17 protein-coding genes and 1 tRNA gene are annotated in these 19,613 nt (G+C 40.6%); 4 read left to right on the forward strand and 14 right to left on the reverse strand.

Annotated features, from left to right (window positions below; genetic code table 11):
- Positions 1-56: 56 nt before the first annotated feature.
- Positions 57-341, reverse strand: coding sequence for a DUF3493 domain-containing protein (locus GNF10_RS16445; protein WP_185581893.1), 285 nt, complete (start codon positions 339-341; stop codon positions 57-59).
- A 33-nt stretch (positions 342-374) separates the two neighbouring features.
- On the opposite strand from GNF10_RS16445, the gene GNF10_RS16450 reads away from it, so the two are divergent.
- Positions 375-446, forward strand: a tRNA-Thr gene (locus GNF10_RS16450).
- Between the two features lie 128 nt (positions 447-574).
- On the opposite strand, the gene GNF10_RS16455 is transcribed toward GNF10_RS16450, so the two are convergent.
- The 4 genes from GNF10_RS16455 to GNF10_RS16470 form a co-directional block, all read right to left on the reverse strand.
- On the reverse strand, positions 575-1,618 hold the full coding sequence (locus tag GNF10_RS16455) for a M42 family metallopeptidase (RefSeq protein WP_185581894.1): 1,044 nt from the start codon (positions 1,616-1,618) through the stop codon (positions 575-577).
- Positions 1,619-1,631: 13 nt separating this feature from the next.
- Entirely contained in the window at positions 1,632-2,711 is a 1,080-nt protein-coding gene (locus tag GNF10_RS16460) for an SGNH/GDSL hydrolase family protein (protein WP_185581892.1), read from the reverse strand.
- Positions 2,712-3,027: 316 nt separating this feature from the next.
- Complete coding sequence (locus GNF10_RS16465) at positions 3,028-4,422, reverse strand: S-layer homology domain-containing protein (RefSeq protein ID WP_185581891.1); 1,395 nt, start codon at positions 4,420-4,422, stop codon at positions 3,028-3,030.
- A 713-nt stretch (positions 4,423-5,135) separates the two neighbouring features.
- The gene (locus GNF10_RS16470; RefSeq protein ID WP_185581890.1) at positions 5,136-5,417 is read right to left on the reverse strand and encodes a hypothetical protein; all 282 of its coding nucleotides are present in this window, start codon (positions 5,415-5,417) and stop codon (positions 5,136-5,138) included.
- 635 nt (positions 5,418-6,052) lie between these two features.
- Here GNF10_RS16470 and GNF10_RS16475 point away from each other — a divergent pair.
- A complete protein-coding gene (locus GNF10_RS16475) occupies positions 6,053-7,258 on the forward strand; it encodes a histidine kinase (RefSeq protein WP_179073441.1) in 1,206 nt (401 codons plus the stop codon).
- Between the two features lie 38 nt (positions 7,259-7,296).
- On the opposite strand, the gene GNF10_RS16480 is transcribed toward GNF10_RS16475, so the two are convergent.
- The gene (locus tag GNF10_RS16480) at positions 7,297-8,322 is read right to left on the reverse strand and encodes a PleD family two-component system response regulator (RefSeq protein ID WP_185581889.1); all 1,026 of its coding nucleotides are present in this window, start codon (positions 8,320-8,322) and stop codon (positions 7,297-7,299) included.
- The gene (locus GNF10_RS16485; protein ID WP_041565700.1) at positions 8,310-8,510 is read right to left on the reverse strand and encodes a hypothetical protein; all 201 of its coding nucleotides are present in this window, start codon (positions 8,508-8,510) and stop codon (positions 8,310-8,312) included. Before GNF10_RS16485 ends, GNF10_RS16480 begins: the two co-directional genes overlap by 13 nt.
- Before the next feature lie 704 nt (positions 8,511-9,214).
- Here GNF10_RS16485 and GNF10_RS16490 point away from each other — a divergent pair.
- Positions 9,215-9,475 (forward strand): chlororespiratory reduction protein 7, encoded by a 261-nt coding sequence (locus GNF10_RS16490; RefSeq protein WP_185583168.1) that lies wholly within the window; start codon positions 9,215-9,217, stop codon positions 9,473-9,475.
- Positions 9,476-9,727: 252 nt separating this feature from the next.
- On the opposite strand, the gene GNF10_RS16495 is transcribed toward GNF10_RS16490, so the two are convergent.
- On the reverse strand, positions 9,728-10,297 hold the full coding sequence (locus tag GNF10_RS16495; protein WP_179073439.1) for a DUF2854 domain-containing protein: 570 nt from the start codon (positions 10,295-10,297) through the stop codon (positions 9,728-9,730).
- 343 nt (positions 10,298-10,640) lie between these two features.
- Between GNF10_RS16495 and GNF10_RS16500 the strand changes: the two genes are divergently transcribed.
- Complete coding sequence (locus tag GNF10_RS16500; protein ID WP_012412001.1) at positions 10,641-10,814, forward strand: hypothetical protein; 174 nt, start codon at positions 10,641-10,643, stop codon at positions 10,812-10,814.
- A gap of 128 nt (positions 10,815-10,942) precedes the next feature.
- Here GNF10_RS16500 and GNF10_RS16505 read toward each other — a convergent pair whose 3' ends face one another.
- The 6 genes from GNF10_RS16505 to GNF10_RS16530 form a co-directional block, all read right to left on the reverse strand.
- Positions 10,943-11,359, reverse strand: a complete 417-nt coding sequence (locus tag GNF10_RS16505) for a response regulator transcription factor (protein ID WP_185583166.1) — start codon at positions 11,357-11,359, stop codon at positions 10,943-10,945.
- Between the two features lie 327 nt (positions 11,360-11,686).
- Positions 11,687-13,864: a polyphosphate kinase 1 gene (gene ppk1 / locus GNF10_RS16510; protein ID WP_185583164.1), complete on the reverse strand. Its 2,178-nt coding sequence runs from the start codon at positions 13,862-13,864 to the stop codon at positions 11,687-11,689.
- A 124-nt stretch (positions 13,865-13,988) separates the two neighbouring features.
- Positions 13,989-17,033 carry a carboxypeptidase regulatory-like domain-containing protein gene (locus GNF10_RS16515; RefSeq protein WP_185583162.1) on the reverse strand — a complete coding sequence of 1,015 codons (3,045 nt, stop codon included), beginning with the start codon at positions 17,031-17,033 and terminating at the stop codon, positions 13,989-13,991.
- Positions 17,034-17,191: 158 nt separating this feature from the next.
- Complete coding sequence (locus GNF10_RS16520; protein ID WP_185583160.1) at positions 17,192-18,124, reverse strand: molecular chaperone; 933 nt, start codon at positions 18,122-18,124, stop codon at positions 17,192-17,194.
- Positions 18,125-18,174: 50 nt separating this feature from the next.
- On the reverse strand, positions 18,175-18,723 hold the full coding sequence (locus GNF10_RS16525; RefSeq protein ID WP_185583158.1) for a hypothetical protein: 549 nt from the start codon (positions 18,721-18,723) through the stop codon (positions 18,175-18,177).
- Between the two features lie 253 nt (positions 18,724-18,976).
- On the reverse strand, positions 18,977-19,543 hold the full coding sequence (locus GNF10_RS16530) for a hypothetical protein (protein ID WP_185583156.1): 567 nt from the start codon (positions 19,541-19,543) through the stop codon (positions 18,977-18,979).
- Positions 19,544-19,613 lie beyond the last annotated feature (70 nt).

Consider the following 19,613-nt stretch of genomic DNA (forward strand, 5'->3'; position numbering starts at 1 on the left):
ATATAAAGGTATATTAAACAAAGCAGTAAAAAAGTCATCAGCTAAAATTTTTATCTTCAAGAATTAGGACTTTTCCCTGATTGTTGCCGACGCTGTTCCCAGCGCCAAAGGAAGACCATTAGGGCAACTATTCCTACTTGGAGAGCCAAACTAGGCAAAGCACTCTCAACATCCCGTCCGGCAAGCACTTGGAAAAAAAACACGAATGCGCCAATGGAGCCAGAAGCACCGAAAGCGATGTAGATAAATTGTCGTAAGCCGCGATAAGGAGCGGCTATTTCTGCTTTGAGGCTGGCATACTGTTCAGGGTTCAGGCGATTTTTGAGATTTTGATCTACCATAATTAAATTGTGTTATACTTTTAGATTGTGTACGCCGATGTGGCTCAGTGGTAGAGCAGCTGATTCGTAATCAGCAGGCCGTGGGTTCAAATCCCATCATCGGCTTTGGTGAAAGTGTTCCTCAATACTAAAGTTTGACATAAATCAAGCATCTAGCCAAAGGGGTGTAAAAACGATGCTTACGGCGGCAAACTACGCACTCTGATTTTACCGAGTAAATTAGTTTTAAACCTTTACTCCAACTCAGTTTCACAAAAAGCTTTTAACAAATCAATACAGTTAGCGATCGCTCCTAAATGAGCAATTTCATAACCGTGAGTATTTTGGGTAGGGAACGCCAAACACGCAGCACGCCCAACATGACCAAATTTCATTGCAATGGAAGCATCACTACCAAACCCGCTCAGAATTGTAAATAGCACAGGCATATCCAACTGTTTGGCACATTGGCGTAGTTGTCCATTTAGCCCTTCATCATATATTCCATAAGCATCTTGAGATAAAAGTACAGGACTTTCCCCATCTTTAACAGGATATTCCTCAGATAATGGACAGATTTCTAAAGCAATTAACGCATCCAAACGCTGATTTTGGGTGAAAAATAGCGCTCCAATTGCTCCTACTTCTTCTTTGGCTGAAGCTACTAAATAAACATCAACAACTGGCTGTTTCAGGTTTTCAGCCAAAGCTAGCAAAATGGCAACAGAGGCTTTGTTATCCAAGGTGTAACTGGCAATATGATCCTTTAACCTAATTGGATGCTTGCGATGCTTACCAATTACCATTTTAGTTCCAGGTCGAATGCCAGCTGCTTCTAATTCAACCGCAGTGCATTTTGTTTCAATCCAGGCATTTTCCCACTTAACAGTAGTATCTTCTTGCTGGACTTTTTGAGGAGATTCATGGGAAACATGGCGGGAACCAAAGCTGAGAATACCGCTAATGGTTTCGTTATCTCCCAATAAATCGACAACGCCCTCGCCATAAACCCACGGAAAAGAACCGCCGAGTTTACGGACTTCCACACGGCCTTCATCACCAAGGTTCTTGACAATTGCGCCAATTTCATCTTTATGTGCTGTGATGGCGATCGCTCGGTCTGGATTTTTCCCTGGAATCTTGGCAATAATATTATCGGCGCGATCGCACCACACTTCTACACCCAGCGCCGCAAATTTTTGCATCAACAACTGGTTAATCTCAGCTTCTGCACCACTAGGTGAATGGTGCATGACTAATTCTTCAATAATTTCAAATAAGCGATCGTAATCCCACATCAATACAGTTAGTTTAATTTTCAACTGTTGTATGAGACAATTGTGCATCAATAACCCTACCTGTTGACACAAGTACCGATCTTTTTTGTTGACGCTTCAATACTCCTACCGCACCAAAAGCACCGAGAGCTAAAATCCCCAAATTTATCGCAGGTTCAGGAACAGACTTAGCCTCAATCGCCGCCAGTGCAGTATCTGCAACTAACTTATGAACGCCTGTTGTTGGATGCACGGAGTCAAAGAATAAATAATCGTTTGGTTGGGAGCATACACTGATGGTTGTCTGTAAATTCCCGACTACGCAAGGGGTAGTCACATTTTGAAACCCAAATTTTCCTGGATTTGCTTCTATTTGATTAAATAGAGAAAACACATCGACAGATATCAGATTCAGACCAGAGTTATTGCTAAATTTGCCTAGTTCCTCTGCTAATTCCTGGTTATGCTCATTTGTCAAAGCAGTCAAGTTGCTAGATGAACCTGTAGCGAATGCCAATGGAATCTTACCCAAATCAGGCAAGTTAAAGACTAAAATATTTTTTGCGCCAGATGATGCAAGTAACCCTACTGCATTTGATAAATTCTGAACTGTTTGAGTCGTATTAGTAGCTTGACCAAACACATAATCATTTGCACCTCCCCACACAGCATAGAGGGCATTTGGATCAAGCTTCTGATTGGCTTGTAAGATGGGTTGCGTCAACAAGCCGACTTGCTCCAGTACTCCTGGTAACGGTGCATTAGGAACAACAGCATTACCTTGACCAGAACTAGCACCACCGACAGCAAAGTTAATCCCTTGGTTAGGAATACTAGGATTTAAAGTAATGTATGGAGAGGGTGTTAATCCTAGCTGATCTCCCAGGTAGTCTACCCACACCTGATCATTAGAAAAACGCCCTTGAAAGTATGGTGGGTCTTGGGGAATGGCTGTTGTCGGAGCGACTAAACCACCAGTAGCAGCGAAGACATTGCCAGTATCAGAAAGGCTGTCGCCAAATACGTAAAATTTGCTAAAACTCGCTGCACTCGCCTTGAGCGGTAACATGAAAGATAAGAGAACAAATCCTACAGCTACAGCTTGTTTTTTCATATTTGTTTTACCTGTGGTATTTTTTAGTTTGTTTCAAAGTAATGAAAAGGCGATCGCTGGCAATTTGTTTTTTGAGTTAATTCAAACTAAGTACGTATATTGAGTTAATTTACGTTGTTTTACCTAACTATGCCTCAAAAATTCATCAAACACAGGTAAAAACGCTGAAAACACTTACATTTACATTTTCTTGATAAAAAATCAGTGTATTACAAAGAAATCGCAAATTTTCTATGCTAAAGCTTGGGCATTGCCACTTTTCTGCTACGGATAAACTAACCGCAACAGAATGGCATAACCCTTCATAGACATCGCTTTAACTTCGCTTTAGCTTCAAAGCTTCAGTTGCTGAGACACCTTCACTCTGACTGCCGAAATACCACAAAGTCATAGCAGCCTCAGCGCGAGTTACTGGTTTTTTAGGCTGAAACAGAGTCGTATAGCCAAACACCCGCCGAATATTCGATTGCTCGCCATTTTGGTAATCAGCCAGCACTGCTCTTAAAGCCTTGGGGTCAATTCGCGCTGCGTCTTGGAAACCCCAGGTTTGTTTTACCGCATCTAAATTAGCAGAAGGTAAAGCTTGACGAGTATCTAGGGGTAATTTCCACAACAGTAATTGTTCCCGCGTTAGGGGTGCATCAGGACGAAACAAAACGACTGTGGAATCTCCAGACAAAGAACTGGGAATTAAACCAGCTTCAGCTAATCCCTGAATTGCTGGAAAATCAGGATCTTTTGCGGTAATATCACTAAAAACAGGTTGAGTGCTTTCTGAGGCCAAGCGAATTTGTTTAGCTGGATTGCTGGCATACATAGCATTGTTAGCAGCAATTAGCCAACGAGCGTATTCCCGATGTGTAACAATTTTACCGGGTTCAAACTGGTTATTTGTGGTAGTAGAATTACTCTTAGTTGCCTTTGGTTCTAGGGATAAAACACCTAATGCGGCTAAGTCTTGGATGTGTTGCCGCCATTCTTGCGGTACTTTATTCAGATCGCTGAATTCTTGAGATTCAGTTGTGGCTGTAGGAGTTGTTTGGTTATTAGCCGTACTTTGTGGCTGTGCTGCCAAGTTTGCAGGTGGTACTGGCCCAATGAACTGTGGATTTCCTGGTTGAGGAACGACGTTAGTAGCTTCGTTAGAATTTGTATTTGGGGTAGTTTGTGCCGTAGCAATACTATTCGGTACGTAATCAATCAGTAATTCTGTGGCGGTTTGGGGTTGATTGGGTGTAGCGTTAGTAACTGATTTAGGCTGAATGGAAATCTTCAACAGTAAATCGTTACGACGTACCTCAAAAGTACCTCCCGCTTCATCTGTTGGTTGTTGCAAAATCTGCCAGTTATTTGTTTTAAACTGGTTGCCATAAAAGCTAGCGATAAAGTTGCTAGGGTCAGAACTCAACCAACGAGTTGAGGTTTTATTCTCTGAACCGCTAGCAGGTATAACTTCCTCTAGTTTGGCATTGGCATATAGGGGGATATCTTTGGGAAAATCAGCTGGTAACTGAACTGTTGAATCGTTTGGCTGTGCTTGTGGTTGCTTACTCTGAGATTCTCCAAACACAACTGGATTGCTTTGCAGCTTCGGATCTGCCGCCAAAGATTCTTCAAGGTTTTTGGCGACTGGACTGTTAGCACAGGCTGTTAAGGAAGTCAGTAGAACAGCCCAAATTAGAAATACAGATGGACGTTTACAGGGAAGCACAGGAAATCACAAATGAGTTTCAATTCCTACCCTAGCGCAGACTGTTCATTAATTGAGCATTGGGCAGAAGAGGCAGAGGAAAAGCGAATTTTGATTCTGCCCCTATCCCTTACCTCCTACCGCCTACTCCCTGGATTCTTCTGCTCCCTGCCTCTCAGTATCACCAAATGACACTACCGACTGAGTACGTTGTCTTAGTCAATATCTTTATTAATATCTCTAAAAATGAGTAAACGGTAGCAAAAGCTACCGTATTGTCTTCGTTTTACAGCCATTAGGTTTTTATAATTCCCATGCTTATTTATAGTGTTCCCAAAAATTCTGGCAAACTAACATTTTTGGGAAAAAACAGAAAGAAATCTGAAATACTTGCTATACAAGAGTTTTATGATTTTGAGGCTGGCTCTAAGCTCACTGGGATTAGGACAGGTTAAGGGAGTTTGTAGTCAGCAGTTTAGTGCTGCTCAAAATTAATATGGCAAGACTACTAGATTGAGAATCCATTTTTTAGATATTTATCGAAATATTCAATTACCAGAGCAGATAACTGATTGGGAACTAGCTAAAGAACATTTTAGCTACCAAAAGCTTTAATCTGCTTCCAGATGCACGAACTTAATGCGATCGCTAAACACCTAAAGTGATAAACTAGGAATAAAGCCCCCTTAGCCTCACCCAAAGAGGGAAATCAATTAAAGTTCGCTAACACTGGCTTACAATCGATTCTGGAAATTATTCATCTGACGATGGTAAGCTGAATAAGGCAATAGCCAGAAAATGCCAGTGTTCAGCAATTCCAGGGACTTAGCGTAAGTTCGTTGTTCTTGGCAACTGGGGTCATAAACAAAACAGTCAAGTGTCGCAGCAGTTTCCCTAATTTCTATAAATAGATTTTCTGGGGAAAATGTTACTTGTGCTGTAGTCAAGAGTTTCTTGGCAGCCTCGAAAGCAGTAAGTACTGACTCTAAAAGTGCGTAGTTTATCGCCGTAGGCATCGCCCTGATGTTATCCAAAAGGTTGTCTTAGGGCAACCCATCCCCTATTCTCCTGAGATAGGCAGGTCTTCTTTGAGGAAGGCTGGGCACAGAGTACGCTTCGTAAGTTATATATAGGCAGTACATAGTTGTTAGCTATAGCTGTTTTCAATGATTGGGTTGAGGCAAACAAGACACTTCATTGGATGCACTGGCGTTGAAAAAACCCTCTTTCCACAAACTTGGTCTAAACAGTTAACAGCTTACTGATAGATTAGATACAATTAGCATCTGCGTTTAGTTGGGCGTAGGCTTTGCCCGCCGTAGGCATCGCTTGTTGAAAGCGAGTATTCAATTTGACATACTGCTTTACTAGCCGATTTGACATAGTATTAAACCTTTCACCTGCTAACTCTAGCGACAATTTTTTATTCAGGGCAAACTGAGGCTTATATTCAAGGGGCTTGGGTGTTTCTTGAAGATGAAGTTAGTCGAAAATGGGCAAAAGGCTGAAAAAGATATATTTAGTGTCAAAAATGCAGAACTAAGAGCAGTATGAAAATCTAAAATAGATATTAAATTGAAGACCAAAACAACGACCATCGACAACCGTTAGTCCATTTTACTTTCTGTAAAGCGTCACCGGGTTGTTACCAGTGCTGAAACACGATTACATGCAAGTTTCCCAGGATCAGCCTATTTATTCTGAAGCTCCACTCCAACTGTTACTTTTTGTCGATGGACGACCTAAGTCCCGCCAACAAGTGCAGCGAATACGTGCTTATTTAAAAGAATTGCAGGCTGAGTATACTTTTGAAGTTCAAACTATCGATGTTGGACAACAACCTTACTTAGCAGAACACTTTAAGTTGGTAGCAACGCCAGCTTTAATTAAAATCCATCCTGAACCACGACAGGTTTTGGCTGGGAGTAATATCATAGCGCAATTGAAAAACTGGTGGCCTCGCTGGCAAGTCGCTGTAGACGCTTACTTAAAATTACAGGAAGACTTGCAAGAACACATGGACGACAATGGTCGGGGCACATTACCCAAATCCACTATCCATTCAGTTGCTGTTTCTGCTGAACTAATCCGACTCTCAGACGAAATTTTTCGCTTGAAACAGGAAAAAGATAACCTCCAAGAGCAGCTACAGTTTAAAGATCGGGTGATTGCGATGCTGGCGCACGATCTCCGTAATCCCCTAACAGCTGCCGCGATCGCAATGGAAACTCTCCAATCTAACTACAATCTAGAGACAGGGGAATTCCAACGCCTTAAGCCATCAATGACAGCACATTTATTAAAACAAGCCCGCAATCAGACTAAGGTCATTGACCGAATGATTACTGACCTTTTGCAGGTAGGTCGTGGAAAAGATACAGAATTTCCTCTATTACCACAAAAGGTACAACTAGGTAAAGTCTTTTTAGATGTACTCGAAGAATTGTGCGATCGCTACACCGCCAAATCCCAAGAGGTTGAAACAGATATTCCTAGTGACTTACCTTATGTATATGCCGATCCAGAACGCATCCGCCAAGTGCTAGTGAATCTATTGGATAATGCCATCAAATATACTCCAGAAGGTGGCAAGATTAGCGTTTCAGGATTGCACCGCACTACTCAAAAAGTTCAGTTTAGTATTGGCGATACTGGGCCTGGCATTCCTGTAGAGAATCGCGATCGCATCTTTGAAAACCACTTCCGCCTACAACGGGATGAAGGTAAAGAAGGTTACGGCATTGGTCTTTGTTTATGCCAGCGTATTATCCTGGCACACTATGGCCAAATTTGGGTAGACTCCGCACCCAATAATGGAGCATGGTTCCACTTCACGCTGCCAGTTTATCCTTCTTAGGCAATAGGCATTTACAAATGACTAATAACTAATAACAATTAAAAACTTGAGATAAAGCGATCGCGCCCTCCTGCCTTTGCTTCGTAGAGTGCTTTATCTGCCCGCACAATCAAATCTGAAGGAGAGGATTCCCAAGTAGGGACAACAGTTGCTACGCCCATACTTAACGTGACATGCTCACTCACCGCAGACCCGGCGTGAGCAATTTGCAAATCTTTGATTCCCGCTTGTATGGTTGCGGCCACGTGAACTGCACCAGATGCATGGGTGTATGGCATAATCACAGCAAATTCTTCGCCACCATAACGCGCTACTAAATCTTGATGTTTTTGCGCCTTCAGATTTAAGACAGCGCCCACCTTTTGTAAACAGACATCTCCAGCAGGATGGCCATATTTATCGTTATAAAATTTAAAATAGTCGATATCACACAAAATCATTGACAAAGGAGATTCCTCTTGGGCGAGATTAATCCACTGAGTATTGAGATAATCGTCAAAGCGACGACGATTAGCCAACTCAGTTAAGCCATCTACATTGGCAAGGTGCTGCAAAGCTTGGTTTGCTGCCTCTAATTGTTTGTATACTTGTCCTTGCTGTAGCAGTCGGCGCAACCGTTGACGCAATACAGGCCAGTGAATTGGCTTAGTAACATAATCAGTCGCTCCTGCGTCAAAAGCACGGTTTACGGATTCCTCATCGTCTAAGCATGTGATCATCAATATGGGAGTGCGCTCCCATATTTTGGAGATGACAGTATTGTTAAGAGCAGAGTCAGTATCAAAGGTTGCAAGGGCTGAGATTAAATTATTCCTGGCAATTTGGAGCAATTGCTTACAGCAGGTAAAGCCATCCATCACAGGCATTACAGCATCTAGCAAAACTATATCCGGTTTGATAGTCTCGTAAGCATCTAAACATTGCTTACCATCATTGACCTCAACCACTCGATAACCTTCTTGTTCCATAGCTTTACGCAACAACACTCGGATAGTCTTGTCATCATCAGCCACTAGAATCAGTGGTGGTTGTTTAGAAACAGAAAATGAGCTTATGCCTGACATGAGTTGCCTTCCACTTGCAGGATTATTCTGAAAAAGGCTGTGCAACTCAATCGCATAGGAGCGATCGCTCTTTTCATCAATGCCAGAATTTGCGGCAAAGGTGTGTCTGGCTTCACAATCAACTGTTTTTTGACAATAGACTGCTCAATGTTTTTGAGCCAAGCAAGCGGTAGATAACTAAGTTGCATAGACAATCTATAATTGGAACGCGAAGGCAATTTTTACCTTTTTGTTCGGCTATGGTTATGGGAGGAAGTGTTGCTTTTATATTTCCCTATTGTTAAAGTTAAATTGCAATTATTTTGAAAATTGCAAATACGCACCTTAGTGAATTAGTTTATAAACTTAGCGAAATAGAGAAAAGCAGTTGTCAAAGTACGTTTAGAAAATATAGCAGCCTTAAATCATTCGTGAGAGATAAAATTCCTGAAAGGCTTTATAATACGCATTTTTAATCTACGTATTTTCTTACGTTTAAATTTTGATTACTATAGCTAATATTAAATACTAATATCACTTGGCTTAAATGTCTTGAGTCTATTGGGCGATGGGGATAAAAGTTCAGTATAATTACATAAAATTAAGATTTAACTTAGTTCCAAGTTTTATTATCGAATCACTTTAAGTTAATAAATTAAGTAAAAATTCTTATTTCATCCGATTAACTATATTTAGTTAATTTGAAAATCGATTTTTATTCTTAAAAACAGTAATTTAGTATTTAAGTTTATATGAATATAGATATACTAAATTAAGGTGTATATCTTAAAGAGCTAAATCCTATTAGTACTGCATATAAAGCAGGTAAAATATATAAGATAGCCATTTTTTGACTACAAAAATAACCCGACGTTATTACAAAAAAACCATTTGTATTCACAAAATCTTTAAAATGCCAGATTCATTAATGTATCAGCAAGATCACTTTGTTCTTTTAGAAACAAATAAGCCAGAGCAATTTCTGACACAATCAGAGTTATTAGAAAAACTCAAAATGACTCTCCAGCAACTAATAATTCAAGATTTACCGCCTGACTTGCAAAACTTTGATACTGTGGAAGCTCAAGCACAATATTTACTCGACACCGGCTGTGAATTAGATATTGGCCCTGGGCAATATTTACAATGGTATGCAGTTCGTTTAGAAAAGTAACTTTTTGGTTAGTAGTAAAAAATGAGTCAGAACTGTATATAGCAATACAATTGACTTAATGATTATCCGTGGCAATTTTTAGGTGTGTAGAGACGCAAAGTTTCGCGTCTCTACTTAGGTTGATGCTATCCCCTGTGAAAGTGAAAATTTCAGTTAACTTAAGTACAGAGAGGGTTTCTTTGTCGATAACTTAAGTAAAATGTGGGTAACGACAAGCCATAAAGTTTTGGTAACAATAACTTTTGTCCCAGACTATTGACTACTGACTAGTGACTCTTTTGGAGTATTAATCAGCGCTAACTCAATTGTATTTTCAGATGGCTGTGTTATTTGAACCTCCAATCCCGGCCCAAAATAATTAGTCATTTTTTCCTGCTTTTTTTGCCATACATCAATTGGTATTAGCGGTGAATCAAATTCTAAAATTAGGGCATAGTTACCATTAACTTCTACTTCTCGTAACCCTGTGACTGTTGGCCGTTCCTGGTCTGTGGGACTCAAACCCAGAAAAGAAAGTGTTGTATCTAAATGAGCATCTTGACCGTAACAATATCGGGTGATATCTTTGCGAATTTTATTTTGAGTCTCAGTTGCTTGCTGTTCCCGCAGTTTCAATGCTGACGGTGATGTATTTTGGGTAAAGGGTACTGGCTTAAGTTCATTAGCTTTTAGTGCCAGTCCTCCCAACAATAGAGGAATACCGTAAAAAAATCCGACAAGATTGAGTGTGGCATTATTACCAGCATAGGCTACGAAGCCCATAATGGTTAATATGCCACCGATAGTTAAACCGAGTGTTCCCAAAGAGATTTGGCGTAGCATGAGCTTAAATTAGTATAAATTCTTAATACCTCAGTTTTATTATCATCGGCTATGAGTAACAAATTAGGGAAGAACATCATCCCTAGAGATTAGTAAATCAACCAACTCAAAATTGCCAGGTTAAGACTCACACAAAGAGAAGTCAAGAGCTTTTGGCTTACTTAGTTTAAAACTTTTCATATCACAGACGCTACACGTAGCCTTCTTTTGAATAGGGGTACGGGAGATATGAGGAGTTTCTAGAGAAGACAGTTAGTGTAGTGGACTACTAAGAGTATAGTGCCCCAAAATGTTGGATTTTGAGTTAACTTAAAATTTAAAGGTAGTTAAAAATGGAAAAATAATGGATCTACAGACTATAAAAGAACGAATTGTTGCAGTTCAAAGTAAACGCGAGTACCTATTAGGACTGCTAGAGCAACCAAACCTGGGAACATTGAGAGTTGATGTAAATCAGGCTTTGGAAGAACTAGATGAATTAATTGATGAATTTAAACGCACCATTCCAGTAGAGTAAAAAATAGCACAAATGCGTCGGTTTAACTGTAAACTTCAGCTAATACCGACGCTCCGTAGTATTATAATATTCTCAAATCCCCAAAATTTAACTAAGCCTGAGCTGGCGAAGCAGCATAGTTGTATCATTTATCCTGCAACTGAATCATCTTTTGCACGCTGACCTAACCGCCTAACTAAAGCAATCAGTTCGCTTGTCGCTACATCTTTCTTGCAAACGTCATCAAAGCTAGACATTGCCTTAGTTCCTTGAAAACTTACGTCTTCTACTGAGGAGTAAGCAAGGATTTGGGTGTTCGGAGATATAGCTTTAATTTGGCTAGACGCGCTCCAGCCATCCATGACTGGCATTTGTAAATCTAGAACAATTACGTCAGGATGACAACGTTTAACCATTTCTATAGCCTCTTCACCATTACTAGCTAAACCTACTACTTGAATATTCTCCTGACAAGAAAAAACCAATTGTAAGGTTAGACGAGTCAGTTCATGGTCATCAACTACTAGAAGACGCAAGGTAGAAAGCTCACAGGATAACATTAACATTGAGGGGAAAGACAAATTTATTCAGAATAACCTCTCTAGTCTATGGGAACATGTGCAAGCACTAACTCTATCCAATGGGTGATTGAAGAAGAATTCAGAATTTAGAAATCAGTAATCTTGATGCTCTTTACAAGACGCTTTTGCTAGGAAGATAGCCGCAGGGGTAAGCGGACTCGCTATCCCATGCTATCTGCTTTTTGATCGGAATTCATTCTGAATTTGGAATCCTGATTCATGAATTCTGTGTGAATTTATGACAAATAACTTAGATAACTTTTAAAATTTATCTAAGTTTAGCTAGTTGTCAAAGTTAAAGTAACTTATTTTTTAATCAATCAAGTTTGAGGTTACGCCAGTTGAGCGTAATGCCATATTCATAAGAATTTTTTGGGAATTGGCTTCTGGAGAATCATCATAAGGACGGCGTTGAATGTAAGTGCCATCGGCTTGTAATTCCCAAGCTTGGCGATTATCTGCGAGCATAATTCCCATAATTTCTTGCAAATCTTTTGCAATATCTGGGTCTTTTACTGGGGTAATTACTTCGACTCGACGATCTAGGTTGCGGCGCATCCAGTCAGCACTGCCAATAAAGATTTCCTCCTGTGTATTGTTATGAAAATAATAAATGCGAGAGTGTTCTAAAAAGCGACCGACGATGCTGATAATGCGAATATTTTCACTAATATCTTTGAGTCCTGGACGCAAACAGCAAACGCCCCTGATAATTAAGTCTATTTGCACACCAGCGCGAGAAGCTTCATATAAAGTGGCGATAATTTGCGGATCGACTAGGGAATTCATTTTGGCAACAATGCGTCCAGAAAATCCATTTTGAACATTTTCAATTTCGCGGTTAATTAGTGCCAAAAAGCGATCGCGCATATTCACAGGTGCAACCAGCAATTCTCGATAAGACTTTTGCAGCGAGTATCCTGTCAAAAAATTAAATAAATCTGTGATATCAGCACCTAATTCTTCACGGCAACTAAACAATCCCAAATCTGTATACAGCCGTGCCGTTTTAGGATTATAGTTACCAGTGCCAATATGTACGTAGCGGCGTATTCGATCTTTTTCCCGCCGTACCACCATGACGGTTTTACTGTGGGTTTTCAGCCCGACTAAACCATAGACTACATGAACTCCAACTCTTTCTAGTCGTTTTGCCCAGTAAATATTATTTTCCTCATCAAATCGCGCCTTTAATTCCACGAGTACAGATACCTGCTTATCATTTTCGGCCGCGGCGATTAGGGCATTGACTATGGGTGAGTCACCAGAAGTCCGGTAAAGGGTCATCTTGATGGCTAAAACATTCGGATCGTAGGCAGCATGGGTAATAAAGCGCACCACTGTAGCCGAAAAGGATTGATAGGGATGGTGTACTAGCAGATCCTTTTCCCGAATCACAGCAAAAAAGTCTTTTCCTTCGTCTGTCTCCAGCGTATCTGGATCTAAACTTGGTTCCCTCAGCCTTTGCAAGCGTAATGGTACAACAGATTGGCGTGGTGGATCTTTGAGTTCCGGTAACGGCAAGGCCATAAAAGACATCAAATCCCGCAGTCCCAAAAGACCATCTACTTCGTAGAGATCGCTTTCTGTTAATTCCAAATCATGCAATAATCGCGATCGCACTATTTCAGGAGTCTGGGATTGAATTTCTAGCCGCACTGGACTTCCGCCTAGCCGCCGTTTTCGCAATTCCTGTTCTATTGCTAACAACAAATCATCTGCTTCATCTTCTTCTAAGACCAAATCGGCATCACGGGTAATGCGGAACGGATGATATTCTTGAATATTCATCCCTGGAAATAGAGATTCCAAGTTATGAGCGATCGCTTGTTCTAAAGGTACTCCAGTCCAGTGAGCAGGTTTGTCGCTATTTTGTCCCAACTCCGGCGGTATCGGTAAAAATCGTGGGAGAACACTGGGAACTTTAACTCTGGCAAAGAATTCTTCTTCGGTGTCTGGGTTTTTGACCACAACAGCCAGATTCAGACTGAGATTAGAAATAAATGGAAAAGGATGACTAGGATCAACAGCCAGAGGAGTCAAAACTGGAAATACTTGTTCCTCAAAATAATGGTTGAGATGAGTTCGCTGTTTTTGATTTAAATCTATGTAATCCAGAATATGGATGCCATGATTTGCTAGTAGAGGACGAAGTACTTGTTCAAAATGTTGATGCTCTTTTTTTACATGAGGAATTAGGGTAGACCTAATATCATCTAGCTGTTGTTGTGGTGTCCGACCATCAGGAGTTAACAGGCTGACTTTTGCCTCTACTTGTTGCTTTAAACCAGCAACACGCACCATGAAAAACTCATCCAAATTAGAGTTGAAGATTGCTAAAAACTTGAGGCGTTCGAGAAGAGGCGTGCGATCGTCACAAGCTTCATGTAATACCCTGGAATTAAATTGTAGCCAGCTTAACTCTCGGTTAAGATAATATTGTGGATCGTTTAAATTGATGGGATTGGCGCTTTTTTTCGATTTTGCCATAACGATCTTAGGGTAGCCAGATGTAGCCCATACAGATGGAGAACAATACACATAGTAAATTAAATCGGGCATCCAAGTGAAGCGGTTTGTCCCTAATTGTCGCTTTTAGAAAAATCCTAAAAACTTATTTTTCTTGAGTTTCTTTTTTCTCCTGACTTTCTTTAGCGGCTGCGGCTATTGGTAATTGCAGATTTTGGTCGTATATAAACTCTTTATTAATTGCTACTTCTAATTTTGGTAAAGTGTTGCTGCTGGCGATGCCATCTTGAACAGGAACGCGCAATGTATAGTTACCAACGGGAACAGCATCTAGACGGTAAAGACCAAATTGATCAGTCACAGATGATACTACTCGTTTGCCTTGAGCATCAACTAGTTCTACTTCCACATTTGGTATTGGCTGACCTGCCACATCAGTAATTTTACCTGCCATACCATATTCTAATCTAACGGGGAAATCTAACTGAGTCACAGCTGCACCAGCTACTTCCGCAGTTATAGAAGTTTTCCGCACAGCTACTTCAATTGGTAACTCATCTGGGTCTAGAGAAACTACATAGACACCTTCTCGCAAATTACCAACAAAGAAATTACCTTGAGGGTCTACTTTGGCTGTACCCACATTACGACCACGGTTATCATAAACACTGACAATACCGCCACCAAGGTCTGCACCATTTCTATCACCTTCAATAACCATTCGCCCAGCGATCGCGCCTCTATCTTTGCTAACTGAGCTATATTCAGCAGGGGATACTCTACCGCCAGCAAATGATAAATCTGATACTAAGGATATGGTCAGGCGATCGTCCCCAATGCCACCAAGAATGTTTCTATTTCTAGAGGGAATGCCTTGATAATCAATTAAGGCAAATAATCCTGGCAGTACTCGCATACTAGCACCCACAATCGGCCCAACTTCTCCATCTCTATATCCTAATCCTAAGCGCCAACTCAGACCGAAAAGGCTAGAAGAGCTATAATTCAGTCCCAAAGTGTAACGAGTTGCTAAATCACCACCAGATTCAGTCCCAAATGATAGTAGATAATTACGGTTGAGGTTATAGCCAAAATCTGTTGTATAAACATCGCCGAAAGAGTTAAAAGATAGCCTACTATCTCTTGTAGGTTGATAGAAGGCATTGAATGAATAATTGCCAAGATAATCGGGTGTACCTCTCAACGACAAGTTAGACAATGGGCGGAAGGAAAAAGTCGGTAGAATGTAATTACTCGAATCATTTTGGTTTTGGTAGTTGCGGGCAACAAAACCTAGACTCAGGTTATTACTAAATTTATATTTGACATCTAGCGCGTTATTCTGGCGATCGCGTAATTGATTGTTGTTTCTGGTGTTAAAATAGCCAGTTGGGTATAATTCCGAAACTCCCAAAATCTGCAACCGATCCAACTGAATATCTAAATTAGCCGCATAACCAAACTCACCATTAGAAGTACCAGCATTCGCTGATAAAATGACAGGACTTGCCAAACGCCAAGCAAAACCTGCTTGTACTTGTGTAGTTTCCGGTAATAATTGTACAGAACTTTCCAAGGTTAAGTTATTAGAAATCCCCTGGCGTATCTGATAAAATCCAGTGAACTTACCTGATTCAGGTGCCGTCACATCATCTAATAAATTATTTTGGATATAGTTACCAGTTAAGCCTACGCCGGCTAGCTGCACATTACCACCGGTGGGTAACAATAAATCGGAAGCATTGAGTCTTAAAGAACGAACTTCTGTAGGTACGCTAAAATTATTGCGATCAAATACGAACAGTTCAATTTCATTACTTTGACCAGTAGGCAAACTGACATCTACAAATTCATACTCTCCACTGAGTCCTACCTGTTGTTGAGCGACTGCAACGCCACCAACTCTTAACTGAACAAAACTAGCTGGGGGAACTACACCACGAAATGTTTGTACAGGTTGGGAACGTCTTGGTAAAAGTTCACTAGCACTATAATTTGTACTCAACCTATCTGCGGGTAGATTAGTATAACCAATCTGCGCTCCTGTCAAATTATTTCCCGTAAGTAAAGGATTCAAGCCAATTTGTTGGCGACCAATTTGATAAAGCAGTCGCCCTGAACGTTTGAAGTAAAAATATTCACTTAACTGGGGCTGATTAACAAAATTATTGTCTAAACGTAACCGCCATGCACCACCAGCCAAACGCCCACCCAAGAGAGTAGAACTACGCCAGTTCGTATTACCAGAATTACTATAATAATTTAACTCTTGCCGTAAATTAGATAAACCACTGCTAGGAGGTCTAACTTCAGGCTTGAGGTCAATCGCTTGATTGTTCGATGATCCACTACCTCTACGCCAAGGTAAACTAACATTTAAGGCTAAATCTGAAGTTTTTAGCTCTATATCAGTGAGTAATTTTTCTTTTAACAAGGCATCGCTAATATAAGTGATACCATCAATTTGTCTCAAGTCTGAATCTGTAAGAGTCACCATCCCTAAAGGTGTGTTCAGTTGGGTTGTGTCTCCAGCAGTTTTCTCAACTGTAAATCCAGCAATTTTAGCAAAGTCAGATAGTGGTATTAGTAAAGTTTTACCATCTGGAATTACTTCTAGACTACCAACCTCCTCCTCATTAATTAATACTCCCAATAATAAAGTTTTACCTTCTGCTAATATATTATTAATATTATTGGTATTAGTTATAGGATCATTCTTTTCGCTTGAAGTTTTTAAATTATCATTGAGTGCCGATTCTGGAGCTACTACATTGTTTGTTTTTTGTTGTTTATCAGGAGATTGGAGATTTTTGGCATTATTATGAGCAGCATCTCTGATATTTCTGAGAGTTTTTTTAAGATCACTAATAGCTGAATTTCGCGAGGAGCTTGATGGTGTGATACTTTGAGCAACAACCTCTGGATTCAGTTGCTTGGGGTCAGAACTTAGATCATTTTCAGCACTGATGTTACTAGCTGTAATGTTTTCATTGTCTAGATTGCAATAATGCTGTGATTCATTTGTAGAAAACTCAGGTGGTAACGTCTCTGGTGGTGAAGGAGTTGCGATCGCACTAACAAGCGTTCTATGTTCCTGAATAACGCTGGTATCTAACTGCGTTTTGCAAGAACTATTCTCTGACTGTATAATTGTGATTGCTGGGGGAGATATTGAAGGTTGGTAGATCATAAATAGAAGCACAAAAATTTGTATAGGTAGCTCAAGAAACTTCCCAGATACAAATCATTACTGGGAAGATCGAAAAACTTTAATTTGCACATCTAAATTTCATCAAACTAGTGGGCATTTTGCCCATCTCAATTAACGCAATTTAAGTGTGTAATAGTTTATCTGCGGCGCTGAGGATTTTTGAGAGAGTCTCTTAAGTTTTGAGAAGTTGGCTGAGGTTGAGTCCTACTATTGTTAGCCACTGGAGCATCCACTGTAAAAGGTATACCTTTTTGAATAGCTACACCATTCAGTTCCCCATTAATATCCAAAACGTAATTACCAGGGAGTAACTTTTTAGTGATTGGTAGCAAAACTCGGCGACGGGTATCAGGCAAAATTGGCGCTGTAGGTAACAGTCCTACATCCACTAAATTGGCAATCTCTTTAGCTTGTGGTTTGCCTAAATTCGCTATGGGTTTTGTCACCTCAGCACCAGGATATTTAGCAGCCGGCCAAATAGCATATTGACCGTTGAGCCTTACATAGCCATTGCCTTGGCTGGAAATATCAAACACAGCTTTCATTGCATTGGGTTTAGTATCTACAGTTAAAGAATTGAGTACACCAACTCTTTTAACTGCACCCGTATAGCCATAGATGACAACTCCCACCCGTCCAACTGTAGCAACGGTATTTGATGCTTTTGGTTGATTGGAGGCAACTTCTTCTAAAAACAGTACAGCCCTGTGTTCGCCGACTTTAGGCTGGGTTTTAGGACGGATAGTAAAGCGTATAGTCTGAGTGCCACCAGGAGCAATTGTAAATCTTGAGGGAGTAAAGACAATCCACTGAGATAAAGATTGTTCACTAGGCATAATCTCTTCAAGTTTATTATTTTCATTCATCGTCCATGACTTGACACTAGCCTTCATTTCCACGGTCTCAGAGGAACGATTCACAACACGAATCGATTGGACGCGTTGTTTGGAATTCATTTCCAGTTCCATTCGTGGGGGGCTAACACCAACATTCAGTGCTGTTGCGGGAGGCATTCCCAGAGCTATTGTCCCTATTAAAGCAAGGGCGATATTTTGAGGTTTGTGAAACATTGGCTTCTAAAATATAATTTCAGCACACATCACATTTAGGGATAGGAGAGTTAACGCTGATTCACAACAACATTTAATTCCCCAGAATAACTACCCGCTACCTCAGCAGTGGAGAGGTCTATTTTTAAGCGGACACCGCCCTGCACCAAAGCTGTATTAGTATTTGTGTCGCGGGAAATTTCGATAATGGGTAAGGTCTCTAAGACAATAGGAACTTTAACGTCAGAACGTTGTTCACTGCTAAACTGATTGACTCCACCGTTGTCAGCATTCATTTCATAGATGGCGTAAAGAGAACCCACCTGTTCAATGGGAACCCGCATTTGCCAAAGGGCTGGTAATTCGCGGGTAATAACTCTATTAAATCGAGGCGGAGCCGTCAAATCTTGACCACTGGCGACAGATTCAGTGATACCACTGGGTAATATTTCCGATTGTTTTAGAGGCGGAATACTCAGTTTTTGGGGAACCGATAATTGATTGATTTCTGTGGGGGAGGTATTGGAAAATATAGATTGGGCTGAGATTTTAGGCTGTGGCAATGCCAGAAGTGCCACGGTTAAGCCCAACCATCTAATGAGATAACGTTTGTGACTCATGATTGCAGTTGGTGAAATTTCCCGGCATTTTTGTCATCATAGTTTGAGCTATTCTGGCATTTTGCGCTTGTAAAGCTTGGCAACTATCAGAAATCTTTCTACTTCTGATGACAAATCTCAAAAAGAGGGTTAAGGAGAGTATGCTACGTGTGCATATAGCTAACTCTCCCTTTCCCTGTGCAGGAGTAAATGCTAAAGTGTAGCCAAAACTTGTAGTGTTTACCACATTTAGCATTCAGGTAACTGATATTATCTAGGGAGTCACAGCAGTGATATTAATTGAACCACCTGTGTAACTACCTGCTAAAACAGTACTTGCATCGACTTCTAGAGTCACTGACCCCACAGCCCCTGCACCACTAGTGGTTCCACCGCTTACAATAGAAAACAAGCCATTAGCACTGGCATCTGTAATATTACTCTCAGGGTCAATGGTCAATGGCAGAGCAACGTTAGCTGCATTTTTAGGAGCGACAGCTGTATCCACAGTGATATCAACCGCAGTAGTTCCTGCACTGCTATTAGACCATATTGCGTATACGCTGTTGATCTGTTTTTTAATTGCATCAGCACCTGTAAATGGTGAGTTGGTGGTAAAGCTACCTGGGGCTACTGACTCAACGAAAGTATTGCCAGTACCAGGGAGGCCCAATTCTTGAGCTGTTAGAGTTATATCAATTAAGTTAATAGTCCGTAAGTAAAGTACTTCAGGTACTGTTACGCTAACAGGAACGGTGCTTGTAGCGGTTAAAGCATGGGCGGGGGCTGTAAAAATGGCACTACCTAAAGCGACAACAATAGCTGTAATTTTGTTTTTCATGGTGGAAAGTTTTTCCTGTTGTGGTGTTTGTGTAAATTAGAACTCGTTATTTTTAGAGAAATAGACTCTG

It is taken from the genome of Nostoc sp. UCD121 (assembly GCF_014222285.1).
In the GTDB taxonomy this organism is placed as follows: domain Bacteria; phylum Cyanobacteriota; class Cyanobacteriia; order Cyanobacteriales; family Nostocaceae; genus Nostoc.